The sequence below is a fragment of the Niallia alba genome, from assembly GCF_012933555.1.
GTDB lineage: Bacteria > Bacillota > Bacilli > Bacillales > Cytobacillaceae > Niallia > Niallia alba.
On record NZ_JABBPK010000001.1, the window covers coordinates 2,558,520 to 2,573,795 of the forward strand.

The following is a 15,276-nucleotide window of genomic DNA, read 5'->3' on the forward strand; positions in this document are numbered from 1 at the left end:
CTCCAAATTTGTTAGTTAAATATTAGATAACAAAGGAGGAATTTGGTTTCTCAGGATCATCATGTGAGCTCTCTATTCTTTTACGGATATTTTTAACAATCCAGTGCAAAATAGGAGTATTATATTTTTGAACATTCATATTTATTGTCGTAATCGAAACATCTAAAGATAGTTGCTGTTCTGAAGCAAAAAACTCTTGTTGAACAGTTATTTTTATGTTCCAATCCCATAAATATTTCAGTACTAGACCTACTAAAAATGTATAGTAAACCGTTTGATAACTAGGAAAAAACGTAAAGTCTAATAATAAATCAATCATTTATACACCTCGTTATTAGTGAACAATAAAATTATATCTAATTCAATGATGAAAAGCAATTTTCAACTGGGGCTATAGTAGAATTTTAAAGAGATTTAGAATTTTTTATGACAATTTGTGAAGGCTTTATATAAAAACTTTTTTGCAACTTTTATAAGAAGGAGTATTTGAATAAAATCAGAAGAATTAACTATTTCTAATAGGAAAAAATAAAATGAATGGTATAATAAAGGATAGTTTAAATATAAATCAAGGTGTATTCTAAAAATGATGTTTTTAATAGGCTGCTTTCTAAAGATTGTTGTTTTTTCAATAGGAGAAAAGAATTAGTCGGAAAAATGGAGCAGCCGTAATACACGTAGATGCTTGCGAGACAGGTGAGACCCCGGAGGCGAAACTGAGGAATCTCAGCGCGAGCCCCACGGAAAGCGAAGTGTATTCCGTCTGCTGGTAATAGCAACAATCTTTACGAGTACTGTCTTTTAATGAGTTCTGAAATTTAAGGGGGGATTTAATGAAAGCTCTAATTAATATAGATTACACCTTTGACTTTGTTGAAGGTAATCTACCATGCGGAGAACCTGCCATTGTAATAGAAAAAGAATTAGTGAAAATCACTCAGAATTTTATCAACAATGGAGATTATACCGTTTTTGCAATCGATTTGCATACGTTAGATGATCCATATCATCCAGAGTCTAAGCTTTTCCCACCTCACAATATCGCTGGAACAAAGGGAAGAGATTTATATGGAACGCTTCAAAAAATATATAAGGACCATAAGGATTTAACCAATGTTTATTGGATGGATAAAACTAGATATAGTGCTTTTGCAGGCACAGACTTACATATAAAATTGCAAGAAAGATCGATTAAAGATATTTATCTAGTTGGCGTTTGTTCAGATATATGTGTGCTCCATACCGCAATTGATGCTTATAATCTTGGCTATAACATCCATATATATGAAAATGCCGTTGCTTCATTTAATGAAATTGGCCATCAATGGGCATTGGATCACTTTAAAAATGTACTAGGAGCTACTATCCTTTAGTCGTTTAGGGTTTGCAGGAGGACTATTAATGAGTTTTAATTATAAAGATGACAGTTTAATGTTACATACTGACTTATATCAAATAAATATGGCTGAAACATACTGGGAGGACGGTATTGCTGAAAAAAATGCAGTCTTTGAAGTATATTTTAGAAAATTGCCTTTTAATAATGGCTATGCTGTTTTTGCTGGTTTAGAGCGAGTGATTCAGTATCTAGAGAATCTCCAATTTTCAGAAGGCGATATCGAGTATTTAAGGCAAGAGGGATTTAAAGAGGATTTTCTTGCCTATTTAAAAGATTTGCGATTTACCGGAAGTCTCCGTTCAGCAGCTGAAGGAGAAGTGGTTTTTGCAAATGAACCACTAATGAGAATTGAAGCGCCTCTGGCACAGGCACAAATTGTGGAAACAGCCATTTTGAATATTGTGAATTACCAAACATTGATTGCAACGAAAGCTTCAAGAATTAAAAATGTAATTGGCGATGGGGTTGTAATGGAGTTTGGCAGTAGACGTGCCCATGAGCTGGATGCTGCCCTTTGGGGAACACGAGCAGCTTTCATCGGTGGCTTTAGTTCAACATCAAATGTAAGAGCAGGAAAGTTATTCGGCATTCCGATTTCAGGAACCCATGCACATTCGATGATACAGGCTTATCATGATGAGTATATTGCTTTTCATAAATATGCGAGAAGACATAAAGATTGTGTATTTTTAGTTGACACCTATGATACATTACGTTCTGGGGTTCCTAATGCCATTCGTGTAGCAAAGGAATTAGGAGATAGTATAAATTTTCGGGGAATCCGCTTGGATAGTGGCGATTTAGCTTATTTATCGAAAGAAGCTAGGAAAATGTTGGACGAAGCAGGTTTCTACGATACAAAGATTGTAGCAAGTAATGATCTGGATGAATATACGATTATTAACTTAAAAGCACAAGGAGCAAAAATTGATATTTGGGGAATTGGAACAAAATTAATCACAGCATACGATCAACCTGCGCTTGGTGGCGTTTATAAACTCGTTTCTATAGAAGATGAAGCCGGTAATATGCAAGATACGATTAAAATCAGCGGCAATCCAGAAAAAGTGACTACACCTGGATTAAAAAGGGTATATCGAATTATAAATGATGTCAATGGGAAATCAGAAGGAGACTATATCTGTATGGAATCTGAACATCCGGAAACAGATGAGCGCTTAAAGATGTTCCATCCGACCCATACGTACATCAGCAAATTTGTTACAAATTTTACAGCAGTAGATATACACCAAGATGTAATTAAGGATGGTAAGTTAGTATACGAGACGCCAGATATCTTTTCTATCCAAAAATATTCTGAGCAAAGCTTAGAAATCCTTTGGGATGAATATAAGCGTTCCTTAAATCCAGAAGAGTATCCGGTGGATTTAAGTCCGTTATGTTGGGAAAATAAAATGAACCACATAGAAAAGGTCAAGATATCTATTCAAAACCGCAAATAAGGAGGAAAAATCATGCGTAATTTACAACAAAAAATTATGAAGGATTTAAATGTTCAAGCTGATATTAATCCAAAAGCAGAAATTGAAAAAAGAGTCCAATTTTTAAAAGATTATGCAAAAAAAGCAAACTCAAAAGGTTTCGTATTAGGAATTAGCGGAGGACAAGATTCATCTTTGGCTGGAAGATTGGCACAGCTTGCAGTTGAACAACTTCGAGAGGAAGGGCATGATGCAACATTTGTTGCAGTTAGACTACCCTATGGTGTTCAGACAGATGAAGCTGATGCGAAACGAGCACTAGAATTTATTAAAGCGGATAAAGAGTATGTTTTTAATATTAAAACTCCTGTAGATGGAGTAAAAGAAGTATATGATGGAATGAGTGAAACTCCATTAGCGGACTATCATAAAGGGAATGTAAAAGCTAGAATGCGGATGATTGCGCAATATTCAATAGGTGGACAAGAAAATTTACTTGTAGTTGGCACTGATCATGCTGCAGAAGCTGTTACGGGTTTCTTTACGAAGTACGGGGATGGTGGTGCAGACGTACTACCGTTAACAGGTTTATCGAAAAGGCAAGGAAAGCAATTATTAAAAGAACTAAAAGCGGAAGAAGCTATTTACCTAAAAGTTCCGACAGCTGACTTATTAGATAATAAACCAGGACAAGCAGATGAAACGGAACTAGGTATAACGTATGATCAATTAGATGATTATTTAGAAGGAAAAGAAGTTACACAAGATGTGGCGGAGAAAATTGAAGCACGCTATTTAATGACAGAGCATAAGAGACAAGTTCCAGCATCTATGTTTGATGAGTGGTGGAAAGAATAGTAAAAATAAGAGGAATTGAGTAATTAATCTCAATTCCTCTTATTTTATATACTTTCAATCACTAGTGTTGCGTTAATTTAATTTAACTATTAAAAATACTTGAAATGTTCAATTTTATCATTTTATGCAAAGAAAAAGTCCTTTATAATGGATAAGTTAGGTGGTAACCCGTCCAAATCCACTAAAAAGGACTATCGCATGGACAAGATTACACGAAAAACTTCATTTGGACAATGGTTTTCACCAATAAATCTTCAATTATTTGAAGAAAACGTGAAAACGTTGAAATTAGATTTCTATACGAAAAAACTAACGACAGAGTCATTTCTAAAATTATTACTTTTTGCGCAGCTAGAAGAAGTCGAAAGTCTGCATGCGCTGAGCGATTGTCTTTTCGATGATCAACTGCAAAAGGGCATTGATCTTGATTCTATCAGTATTTCCCAACTCTCACGCCGTTTAAATGGCATGAATCCAGACTTATTCCAAAAGCTTTTCCTTGATTTAGTTTCACAAATTCATGCCAAAACGCACAACACGAAACTTGTGATGCCATTAAAAATCATTGATTCAAGCACATTGCCTCTCAATTTGACTAATCATAAATGGGCAAAATTCCGCAAAACAAAAGCGGGTGTTAAATTGCACTTACGCCTTGTGTTTATGGAAAAAGGTATATCCTATCCCGAAAAGGCCATTATGACAACGGCCAAAGAACATGACCGCGGTCAGCTTGAAGTAATGGTTGATGACAAGGAATGTATGTATGTGTTTGACCGTGGTTACTTAGACTACGAACGCTTTGATCGGATGACAGATGACGGCTACTTTTTCCTTTCTAGGCTGCGAAAAAACGCAGTCATACGGGAGGTTTACGATTTTAAACTACCCGAGAATACATCTGTTTTGTCGGATCAAATGGTGTTGATTGGTACGACGCAAAACCGTGCCGAAAATTACTTTCGTCTTCTAAAAGTGATTGATTCAAAAGGAAATGAGCTTCATTTAATCACAAATCGTTTTGATTTAAGTGCTGAAGAAATCTCAAAGATGTATAAATCACGCTGGGCGATTGAGTTATTTTTCAAATGGATTAAACAACATCTCCATATCAAAAAGTTTTACGGCCAAAGCGAATGGGCAATTCAGAATCAAGTGTTTATCGCACTTATTGTTTTTTGCCTGCATGTTCTCGCACAAATCGAGACAAAAAGTAAACGAAAAACCCTACAAATTAGCCGATATTTACGGGCAGCTTTGTGGAAACCAGCACATATTTGGCTTCGAAAGATTGAAGGAAAAACCATTCCTTAATAAACAAATTGTCGTCGTCTCTTAAGTCTAATTGTAAAAAAATTTCCAAATGGATGGATCCACCTTTAGTTGGGTATTTACTTTTTTGGCTCTTAACAGGGGACATATTTAAACTGAATATTCTAACAAAATTTATGCAACACTAGTGACTTTCAATATCAAAATAATTACTCTGCACAAGCATGTACTACTTTTTGGCATACCCTATAAGGAAAGTACAAAATATGTAAATGCAATTAATTTAAATGTTTTGTACGAAAAAAATCAAAGGAGGGAAATAAATGTTTAAAATTCTTGGTTTAGATGTCGATTTTGTATTTTTAAATATTCCTGTATCTTTTGAATACGAACTAGCGATAGGAAAAAAACGTCATCCACACCCACCATACCCACCATATCCTCCATTTGCAGACAGAAGTGCTTAAATAGCATACTTGAAAAAGAGACTTGAACTTCTAATATGAAATTCAAGTCTCTTTTTTTGGGAAAATGCTTTTAATTATTTCTGTTTAAAATAGTAGTCGCAAAATCAACAGATTCTTGCGTAGGTGGTTCTATTCCTTTAAGTGGATATTCTAGACCGAGCGTTTCCCATTTATAAACACCTAATTTATGATAGGGAAGAATATCAATTTTTTCTACATTTTCTAGAGTAGCGATAAAATCACTTAGTCTAGTTAAATCTTCTTCGTTATCATTAATGGTTGGGACTAATACATGGCGTACCCAGATCGGGATTTTTTTGCTGGATAAATAGGTAGCAAAATCTAAAATATGATCATTACCCATTCCTGTTAGTTTAATATGTTTTTTACGGTCGATATGTTTTAAATCGAGTAAAACTAAATCCGTATATTTCATTAATTCATCTAATTGCGCTTGAAAAGAAGGGGCTTTTGAATAACAGCCACCAGATGAGTCAATGGTTGTATGAATGCCGAGTTTTTTACACGCTTTAAATAGTTCGATTAAAAATGGAATTTGTAATAATGGTTCCCCACCACTTACAGTAATACCTCCACCAGAAGGTTCGATAAAAGGAAGGTATGTTTTTAAATCATTGATAATGTCCTCTACAGACATTTGCTTTCCAGTACCAATTTCCCAAGTGTCTGCATTATGACAAAATTGGCAGCGAAGCAAGCAGCCTTGTGTAAACACTACATAGCGAATACCAGGACCATCCACCGTTCCAAATGTTTCAATTGAATGTATATTACCGTTCATGATTATTTCCTCCTTATAATAAACCCGCGAGCCATTAAAGTAGCACTGTAAGAAGTAGGGTTGAGGGATCATGCGAAAATCCCTCAACCGTCCTTTTTGTTACATAGATTCGTGGAAAGTACGACTAATGACGTCTTGTTGTTGCTCACGAGTTAATTTAATAAAGTTAACTGCATATCCAGATACACGAATCGTTAATTGTGGATACAATTCTGGATGTTCCATAGCATCTAATAATGTTTCTCTGTTAAATACGTTAACATTTAAGTGGTGACCAGCTTTTGCTGCATAACCATCTAAAATAGATACTAAATTGTTTACACGTACATCATCTTCTTTACCAAGTGCTTTCGGCACGATAGAGAATGTGTTAGAAATACCATCTAGAGAATAATCGTAAGGTAATTTAGCAACAGAAGATAGGGATGCTAAAGTTCCTTTTGTATCACGACCATGCATTGGGTTAGCACCTGGAGCAAATGGTTCACCAGCACGACGACCATCCGGTGTATTACCAGTCTTTTTACCATAAACAACGTTGGAAGTAATGGTTAAAATAGACATAGTATGCATAGAATTGCGATATGTTTGATGCTTGCGTAATTTTTTCATAAAGCTTTCGACAAGTCCGATTGCAATGCTATCAACAGCATCATCGTTGTTTCCATATTTAGGGAAATCACCTTCTGTTTCAAAATCAACAGCTAGACCATTTTCGTCTCTAATAACTTTTACTTTTGCATGCTTAATCGCACTTAAGGAATCAGCCACAACACTTAATCCAGCGATACCAGTAGCCATAGTACGAAGAATTTCTGTGTCATGAAGAGCCATTTCAATTCTTTCGTAGCTATACTTGTCGTGCATATAGTGGATAACGTTTAATGTGTTAATATAAAGTCCAGCTAACCATTCCATCATGTTATCAAATTTCTCCGATACTTCTTGGTAATCTAGATATTCAGAAGTGATTGGAGCGAATTTAGGTCCAACTTGGACTTTTAACTTTTCATCTTTACCACCGTTAATTGCATATAATAAACATTTAGCTAGGTTAGCACGTGCTCCAAAGAACTGCATTTGCTTACCAATTTCCATTGCTGATACACAACAAGCTATGCCGTAATCATCGCCCCATTGAGGTTTCATGACATCATCGTTTTCATATTGGATAGCACTAGTTTGAATAGACATTTGTGAACAGAATTTTTTAAAGTTCTCCGGTAATTGAGTGGACCAAAGAACAGTTAAGTTTGGCTCTGGAGCAGGTCCTAAGTTATCTAATGTATGAAGGAAGCGGAAAGAGTTTTTTGTAACTAAAGGTCTTCCATCATTAGCCATACCGCCAATAGATTCTGTTACCCATGTAGGATCGCCACTGAATAATTCATTATAATCAGGTGTACGAGCAAATTTAACTAGGCGAAGCTTCATAATAAAGTGATCAACAATTTCTTGTGCTTCTTTTTCAGTTAATATACCGTTTTCTATATCTCTTTCTACATAAATATCTAAGAAAGTAGATACACGTCCTAAGCTCATTGCTGCACCGTTTTGTTCTTTAATTGCTGCAAGGTAGCCAAGATATACCCATTGGAAAGCTTCTTGAGCATTAGCTGCTGGTCTTGATAAATCAAAACCGTAAGCTGCACCCAATTCTTTTAATTCGTTTAAGGCACGAATTTGCTCAGAAACTTCTTCTCTTAATCGAATTGTTTCTTCTGTCATAACAGAACTTGTCGCTCTTTTATCTTTTTGTTTTTCGTTGATTAGGAAGTCAACACCGTATAGCGCGACGCGACGATAGTCTCCAATAATTCTACCGCGGCCGTATGCATCTGGAAGACCTGTAATGATAGCAGCTTTTCTAGCTAATCTCATTTCATCTGTATAAGCATCAAATACTCCAGCATTATGAGTTTTGCGGTGTTCACTAAAGAATTTTTCTAGCTCTTCATCCGCTTTATAGCCATAAGATTCACAAGCTTGGACAGCCATTCTAATTCCGCCATTTGGTTGGAAAGAGCGTTTGAAAGGTTCATCTGTTTGTACACCGACAATCTTTTCTTTCGCTTTATCTAAGTAACCAGGACCGTGAGAAGTTATCGTTGATACGATATCTGTATCTAAATCGTAAACGCCGCCTCTTTCTCGTTCTAATTTACTTAATTCCATTACTTGTTCCCATAATTGTGTAGTTTCTAATGTAGGACCTGATAAGAAAGCAGAGTCACCATAATATGGATTGAAATTTTTTAAGATGAAGTCACGAACATTTACTTCTTTCTGCCATGATCCATTTTTAAAGCCTTCCCAATAATTAGTTGTTTCAACTTTTTCCATTATAATCACCTCATGATTTAATAAAAATATATAACAGAAAGCTTTTTTCTTTCTGTTTTAACTATAACAGATAATGTGTGAGAACAATCACAATAAATGTGTACATCTTGCGAATATTCTGTGTCGTAAATGTGAACTCCAGTAGTACCAACTGCTTAAAGCGTGTTTTCTCAAAATAATTAAAAGAAGAAAGGGAAAAACCTTTAAATAACTGTTATATAGATTTCTTTCGTTTTTCACTAACTGTTATACAATAGGACGTTTTTATTTTTAGAAGGAGAGGAGAAGTTTTCCTTTTAATAGAATAGTGACAATCATTTTGTCCATACTATTGGATAGGAAAGGAAATCTATTTGATAAGAACGTAGAAAAAAGTTCCTTTTCTTTTCTATTGTAGATAAGGTATGATTAATTCTAGGTCTCAATTACTAGAGTAGAAACAATCGAAATGTAAGAGGTGGTAAATATGTTAATCAGAAAAAAAGAAATCTGGATTAATATGGCGAAGATACTACTACCGATTGTCATATTTATCATCATTTTACGCGAAATTAAAAATATGATTATGTCAACGGATATGCACCTTATATATGGATACTTACAGACAATTCCTTATCATAGTTTGTTTTACATTGTATTAGGCGGATTTATGGCGACTCTTCCCATGTTTTTTTACGATTTTTTTCTTGTAAAGCATTTAAAGAAAGATATTCCTTTTGTAGAGGTCGGGAAATATTCTTTTATTAGTAACTCTTTTTCTAATTTAATCGGGTTTGGTGGACTAATAGGAATTGCTTTACGCAACTATTTTTATAAACAATATGAAACAGATCGAAAAAAATTATTTAAAGGGATTGCCGTAGTTACCTTATTCTATCTATCAGGAATTAGTTTATTAGCATGGATTGCTATTCTTTATAGCAGAAGATTGAATTTAATAGGAGAGCATCTATGGATATTTGCAGCTATTATCGTTGTAGGGTTAATCTTTCCTATCTTATTAGTTAGTTATAAGAAAGCAAAGTTACATAGCTTTGCCTTTGACCGAAACCAAATGATTGGCCTAATAGCTGTGTCTTTATTAGAATGGATTTTTCTATTTGCCTATTTATATTTTATCGCCCAAATCATTGAATTACCGGTTTCAGCTGGAGATTTTTTCTTGCTATTTTTAGTTGCTGCATGTACGGGTATTATCAGTATGATTCCAGGAGGGATGGGATCCTTTGAACTAGTGTTTTTGTGGGGGATCGAATCTTTAGGGGTGGAATCAGAACAGATGCTGATCGTATTATTCTTATACCGTGTTGGCTACTATCTTTTGCCGTTTTTAATCGCAGTCTTTCTTTTCTTGCTTGAAGTTGGAAAGAATATAAAGAAAAATGCAGCTGCTTTTTTAAGAGGACTATCCAGTGAGTAACCTATTTTTTCATAGATTGCACATATTTGAGTAGTTTTCATCACAAAAACAAAAGGATTTCATTTTTGTGACAATATTCTAATTGTCATTTATTATTCTCATTTATTTGGTACAATAGTCATGGTATTTAAATATAGAAAATAAATAGGTGGGGGAAAATGAGGGAAACGACAATTGCAATATGTTTCGTTTTACTATTATTTAGTTTTCCTGCAATAAGTAAGGCGACGGAAAGTAGGGAACTAGACTTAATAAGTGAAGCAGTTTTCTTGTTGGATAGTGATACTGGAGCAGTTTTATTTGAAAAGAATGGATATAAAAAAATGTATCCAGCAAGTTTAACAAAGATAGCAACGGCCATTTATGCTATTGAAAAAGGGAATTTGGACGATATTATTACAGTTAGTGAGAATGCATACTCAACAGAAGGGACAAGGGTTTACTTAGAACAAGGTGAACAAGTAACGTTAAGGCATTTAATTGATGGCATGTTAATTAATTCAGGAAATGATGCTGCAATAGCCATTGCAGAATACCTTGATGGGTCCATAGATGAGTTTGAACAAAATATTAATCAGTTTTTAAAAGAGAAAGTAAACGTTCATTCTACACATTTCAAAAATCCAAATGGCCTTTTTCATAAGGATCATTATACAACTGCTAATGATTTAGCATTAATCACCAAATATGCCATGCAAAATGAAATATTTCGAGAAATATTTGGAACTGATGAACTAAAATGGGATGGTTTATCTTGGGATACAACATTAGTCAGCCATCATCAAATGGTTAATGGTTCTAGGCCATATGACAAAGTAACTGGTGGGAAAACAGGTTTTGTTAATGAATCCAAACAAACATTGGCAACAACTGCAGCAAATGAGGAGTTAAGTTTAATCGCTATTGTTTTAAAAGGGAATTATAAGCGTGACGTATATAATGATACAAAAGAGTTATTGGAATATGGATTTAATCAATATACACATAAAGTGATTCCAGCAGGAAAATCGTTTTTTGTTAAAGGGACAACATATGAAACGATGCAAGAAGAGAAAATCACTGTTCCACATACAAAAGGAGAGGAAGAAGTAACGTCGTCTGGCTTATTAATGATAGAAAATGACAATGGCGATATTCTTCAATCTATACAATTAGCTAAAGTAATGCCAGCAGAGGAGACTTTTAAAGAGGAAATTACTGAAGATGTAGTAAAGGACGAAAAAAAATCTTCATTTCCAGGAATTATATTTATTCTTCCTATTGCATTAGGGTGTATATTTTTTATGAAAAGAAGAGTGATTAAACGTTAAAAAACCGGGCGAACCCGGTTTTTTTATTACTTATTTATACATGTTTGCAATGTTTTTTTGTAGTGCTTCATCTTCTAAATATTCATCGTAATTCATTTGTTTATCAACCAGTCCTTGCGGAGTAATCTCTATAATGCGATTAGCAATTGTTGACACAAACTGATGGTCATGAGAAGTGAAAATTAAAGAACCTTTAAAGTTGATTAATCCATTATTTAAAGCCGTAATAGATTCTAAATCTAAGTGATTTGTTGGTTCATCAAGTAGTAGAACGTTTGCTGCACTTAACATCATTTTCGATAACATACAACGAACTTTTTCTCCACCAGATAGAACGCTAGGCTTTTTCAATACTTCTTCCCCTGAGAACAGCATGCGACCTAAAAATCCTCTTAAGAAGCTTTCTGTTTGGTCATTTGGAGAATATTGACGTAACCAATCAACCAGTGTAGCATCGTCCTCGCTAAAATACTCTGAGTTCTCAGCAGGGAAATAACTTTGAGAAGTTGTAACGCCCCATTTATACGTACCACTATCTGGCTCTAATTCACCAGTTAAAATACGGAAAAGGGTAGTTTTTGCTAATTCATTTGGACCAACAAGCGCAATTTTATCGTCCTTATTCATAATAAAGCTTACATTATCAAGAACTTTTACCCCATCAATTGTTTTTGATAAGTTTTCTACTCTTAATAAATCATTTCCGATTTCTCGCTCCGGAGTAAAGGCAACGTATGGATATTTTCGAGATGATGGTTTAATGTCATCTAATGAAATTTTATCAAGCAATTTCTTTCTAGATGTTGCCTGTTTCGATTTAGAAGCATTTGCACTGAATCGAGCAATAAAGTTTTGAAGTTCTTTGATTTTTTCTTCCTTCTTTTTGTTTGCATCATTTGCCATTCTAGCAGCTAATTGACTGGACTCATACCAAAAGTCATAGTTACCAACATAGATTTGAATTCTGCTAAAATCTAAATCCGCAATATGGGTACAAACTTTATTTAAGAAATGTCTGTCATGGGAAACAACAATGACAGTATTTTCAAAGTTGATTAAAAATTCTTCTAACCACTTAATCGCATTTATATCAAGATGGTTAGTAGGCTCATCTAGTAGAAGTACATCTGGTTCACCGAAAAGAGCTTGAGCTAGTAAAACCTTTACTTTATCAGAACCATTTAATTCAGCCATTGTTTTATAATGAAGATCTTCACCAATACCTAAGCCTTTTAAAAGAATAGCTGCTTCTGATTCTGCTTCCCAACCATTTAATTCAGCGAATTCTCCTTCAAGCTCAGCTGCCTTCATGCCATCTTCATCCGTGAAATTTTCTTTCATATAAATAGCATCTTTTTCTTGCATCACTTCATATAATCTAGTGTGACCCATGATTACTACTTTAAGTACTTCATGCTCTTCGTATTCAAAGTGATTCTGCTTTAAAACAGCAAGTCTTTCCCCAGGTCCTAAAGAAACATTTCCTGTTTGTGCCTCTAGCTCACCAGAAAGTATTTTTAGGAAAGTAGACTTTCCAGCACCATTTGCTCCGATTAATCCATAGCAATTTCCAGGTGTAAATTTAATATTAACGTCTTCAAATAATTTACGATCACCATATCGAAGACCTACATTCGTAACTGTTATCATATAAAAATCCTCCAAACTACAATATCCTTCAAATTATACCATTATTAGAATGGAAGAGCGAATTATTTTCGTTAAACTTCCTACATATCTGTTTAAATAAATCTATTCTAAGATTATTAGAAGAAAGTAGTTTTCAAAATAAATGAACAAAAATATGAAATACGCCCGATAGAAAAAAGAAAACATGTTTATCATAATAGAAAGATAGGGTAAAAAAATATCAAAAAATAAAGGGTTTTCTTTCCATGGATAGAATTTATAAAGAAGAAGGGTTTAAGTATTTAGTAGGTCTTTTCACCAATAGCAAATAGTCTAAAATTATTTATGATTTGTTCATAATTTCTTCATAAATTTCTAGTACACTAAAACTATTAAGAAGTAAAGGAGTAGTTTATATGGCTAAAAAACAGCTAGTTGAGTTGGTTAATAAAATGAAAAAATCCGGTATCAAAATTAGCTTTACAAAGCCAAGGTCTCAATTTTCGGTAGCAATTCAACAAAATAATAAACTAACAACAACAAATTAAAATTTAAAATAGCGATAGTACATATATTTAATTAATTGTTATAAAATGTTCATTTTTTCACAAAATAAAGCGATTCTCCTTTTGTATAATAGCTATATACAGAAAGGAAGGTATCGCAATGGATATACACCCAATCGATAAAGCAATTAATTATGCGATAAAAAAGAAAGAAACGATTGATGAATCTTTTTTTCGTTATTTTGTGAAGGCAATATTAGCAGGCATATACATTGGTTTTGCTTTAATGTTATGTTATCGTTTAGCACAGCCCTTTTTTGATGTTCATTCACCGGCTACGTATATGATGACTAGTTTATTTTTTGGATTGGCCTTGGTGCTTATTTCATATGGTGGTGGAGAACTATTTACCGGTAATACGATGGCTTTTGCAATGAGTACTTTGTCTGGAGCCACTAGTTGGAAGGATACTATTTATAATTGGGTAACTACTTATCTTGGCAATTTGGTTGGAGCGTTATTTTTTGCTATATTGATCTATTATTCCGGTTTATTTAGTTTGGCTCCTAAAACAACATGGCTAATGGATGTTGCGAATTCAAAAATGAGTGCTACAACAGTAGAATTGTTTATAAGAGGGATACTTTGTAACTGGTTAGTATGTTTGGCTATTTGGATCCCTATGAACATTAAAGGCGATGTTGGGAAAATTATTGCAACTATATTAATCGTGTTTTCTTTTATGATTTCAGGATATGAGCATAGCGTGGCAAATATGGCACTTTTCTCTATTGCACTAATTGTTCCTCATCCAGAAACTATTACAATTACAAACGCATTGCACAATTTAATACCTGTAACAATTGGTAATATTGTTGGAGGAGCATTCTTTGTAGGCGCGTTAAATCTCTATATTTTTCCGAAGAAGAAAAAGGAAGACAAAGATTCTGCTTTACGAGTTGCTTCGTCAAGATCGATAGCAAAATAATAATTAATATTTAAAGGGACTAGGAGAACTGTCGGAATATATGCTCTGCGACAGTCTCTATCCCGGATGGCTCATACTTAAAGAAAAAATTAATCCTACACACGCAACAAATCCCACAGTAGGTCCTCCTTGCTCAAATGCTTCAGGAAGCATAGTCGAGCAAACCATCGCAATTAAACCACCAGCACCAAATGACTGTATGCCTGAAAGCATAACAGGTGATGCATTTTCTAAAAATAAATATCCAACCGAACTGCTAATAGCAGAAATAAGCATAACACTACTCCATAAGAATAAAATTTTCCTAATTGAATAGTTGTCCTGTTTTAAACCAACTGTAGAAGATAAAGATTCAGGAAAATTACTGATGAAAATGGCTATTAGGAAGAGGAAATCCACTTTGTGAGTATTTAATAAACTTAAGCCGATAATCATCGATTCAGGAATAGCATCCATCAATGTCCCCGCATAAATCGCTAACCCAGAATGCCCTGCTGGATTTTTATGTGATCTCTTGCGATTGGAGCCACCCTTTTGATAGAGAAAAATTTCAATTAAGGTAAATAAACCAGCTCCAGCTAAAAAAGTAACCGCAGTTTTTACAATTCCACTTTTATGTATAGATTCTATTAAAAGCTCAAAGGAAGAAGCACCAATCAAAATACCTGTACCTAAAGCCATTAAATAAGCAATAATTTTTTTGGGAATGGCCAGAAATAATCCAGTTATAGAACCTGCAAGCAATGAAAAGCTTGCAATTGCTCCCCACATTGCCGCTTGTAACATAGTAAAATCTCCTTTTACTTAAATTTCTACCTTATATATAGGATTATTTTTATC

At 34.2% G+C, this 15,276-nt stretch carries 14 protein-coding genes; 9 read left to right on the forward strand and 5 right to left on the reverse strand.

Going from position 1 to position 15,276, the window contains the following annotated elements; translation table 11 throughout:
* Positions 1 to 22: 22 nt before the first annotated feature.
* Positions 23 to 319: a hypothetical protein gene (locus tag HHU08_RS12280; protein WP_016203778.1), complete on the reverse strand. Its 297-nt coding sequence runs from the start codon at positions 317 to 319 to the stop codon at positions 23 to 25.
* A 514-nt stretch (positions 320 to 833) separates the two neighbouring features.
* Between HHU08_RS12280 and HHU08_RS12285 the strand changes: the two genes are divergently transcribed.
* The 5 genes from HHU08_RS12285 to HHU08_RS12305 all read left to right on the forward strand — a co-directional run bounded on the left by HHU08_RS12285 (position 834) and on the right by HHU08_RS12305 (position 5,438).
* On the forward strand, positions 834 to 1,373 hold the full coding sequence (locus HHU08_RS12285) for a cysteine hydrolase family protein (protein WP_016203779.1): 540 nt from the start codon (positions 834 to 836) through the stop codon (positions 1,371 to 1,373).
* Positions 1,374 to 1,401: 28 nt separating this feature from the next.
* Positions 1,402 to 2,862 (forward strand): nicotinate phosphoribosyltransferase, encoded by a 1,461-nt coding sequence (locus tag HHU08_RS12290; RefSeq protein WP_101731182.1) that lies wholly within the window; start codon positions 1,402 to 1,404, stop codon positions 2,860 to 2,862.
* 12 nt (positions 2,863 to 2,874) lie between these two features.
* On the forward strand, positions 2,875 to 3,699 hold the full coding sequence (gene nadE, locus HHU08_RS12295) for an ammonia-dependent NAD(+) synthetase (RefSeq protein ID WP_169188574.1): 825 nt from the start codon (positions 2,875 to 2,877) through the stop codon (positions 3,697 to 3,699).
* A 198-nt stretch (positions 3,700 to 3,897) separates the two neighbouring features.
* The gene (locus HHU08_RS12300; RefSeq protein WP_100525938.1) at positions 3,898 to 5,013 is read left to right on the forward strand and encodes an IS4 family transposase; all 1,116 of its coding nucleotides are present in this window, start codon (positions 3,898 to 3,900) and stop codon (positions 5,011 to 5,013) included.
* Between the two features lie 281 nt (positions 5,014 to 5,294).
* Positions 5,295 to 5,438, forward strand: coding sequence for a hypothetical protein (locus HHU08_RS12305; protein WP_169188575.1), 144 nt, complete (start codon positions 5,295 to 5,297; stop codon positions 5,436 to 5,438).
* A 70-nt stretch (positions 5,439 to 5,508) separates the two neighbouring features.
* Here HHU08_RS12305 and pflA read toward each other — a convergent pair whose 3' ends face one another.
* Together pflA and pflB are read right to left on the reverse strand one after the other, a co-directional pair.
* Positions 5,509 to 6,240 (reverse strand): pyruvate formate-lyase-activating protein, encoded by a 732-nt coding sequence (pflA, locus tag HHU08_RS12310; protein WP_169188576.1) that lies wholly within the window; start codon positions 6,238 to 6,240, stop codon positions 5,509 to 5,511.
* A 99-nt stretch (positions 6,241 to 6,339) separates the two neighbouring features.
* Positions 6,340 to 8,583, reverse strand: coding sequence for a formate C-acetyltransferase (gene pflB / locus HHU08_RS12315; RefSeq protein ID WP_016203784.1), 2,244 nt, complete (start codon positions 8,581 to 8,583; stop codon positions 6,340 to 6,342).
* Positions 8,584 to 9,049: 466 nt separating this feature from the next.
* Between pflB and HHU08_RS12320 the strand changes: the two genes are divergently transcribed.
* Both HHU08_RS12320 and HHU08_RS12325 read left to right on the forward strand, forming a co-directional pair.
* Positions 9,050 to 10,003 (forward strand): lysylphosphatidylglycerol synthase domain-containing protein, encoded by a 954-nt coding sequence (locus HHU08_RS12320; RefSeq protein WP_016203785.1) that lies wholly within the window; start codon positions 9,050 to 9,052, stop codon positions 10,001 to 10,003.
* A gap of 158 nt (positions 10,004 to 10,161) precedes the next feature.
* Positions 10,162 to 11,313 (forward strand): D-alanyl-D-alanine carboxypeptidase family protein, encoded by a 1,152-nt coding sequence (locus HHU08_RS12325; RefSeq protein ID WP_101731178.1) that lies wholly within the window; start codon positions 10,162 to 10,164, stop codon positions 11,311 to 11,313.
* A gap of 30 nt (positions 11,314 to 11,343) precedes the next feature.
* On the opposite strand, the gene HHU08_RS12330 is transcribed toward HHU08_RS12325, so the two are convergent.
* Positions 11,344 to 12,963, reverse strand: coding sequence for an ABC-F family ATP-binding cassette domain-containing protein (locus HHU08_RS12330; RefSeq protein ID WP_016203787.1), 1,620 nt, complete (start codon positions 12,961 to 12,963; stop codon positions 11,344 to 11,346).
* A gap of 395 nt (positions 12,964 to 13,358) precedes the next feature.
* Between HHU08_RS12330 and HHU08_RS25470 the strand changes: the two genes are divergently transcribed.
* Entirely contained in the window at positions 13,359 to 13,490 is a 132-nt protein-coding gene (locus HHU08_RS25470) for a hypothetical protein (RefSeq protein ID WP_263479860.1), read from the forward strand.
* A gap of 118 nt (positions 13,491 to 13,608) precedes the next feature.
* The gene (locus HHU08_RS12335; protein ID WP_169188577.1) at positions 13,609 to 14,436 is read left to right on the forward strand and encodes a formate/nitrite transporter family protein; all 828 of its coding nucleotides are present in this window, start codon (positions 13,609 to 13,611) and stop codon (positions 14,434 to 14,436) included.
* A 57-nt stretch (positions 14,437 to 14,493) separates the two neighbouring features.
* Here HHU08_RS12335 and HHU08_RS12340 read toward each other — a convergent pair whose 3' ends face one another.
* Complete coding sequence (locus HHU08_RS12340; RefSeq protein WP_016203789.1) at positions 14,494 to 15,222, reverse strand: ZIP family metal transporter; 729 nt, start codon at positions 15,220 to 15,222, stop codon at positions 14,494 to 14,496.
* Positions 15,223 to 15,276: the final 54 nt, after the last annotated feature.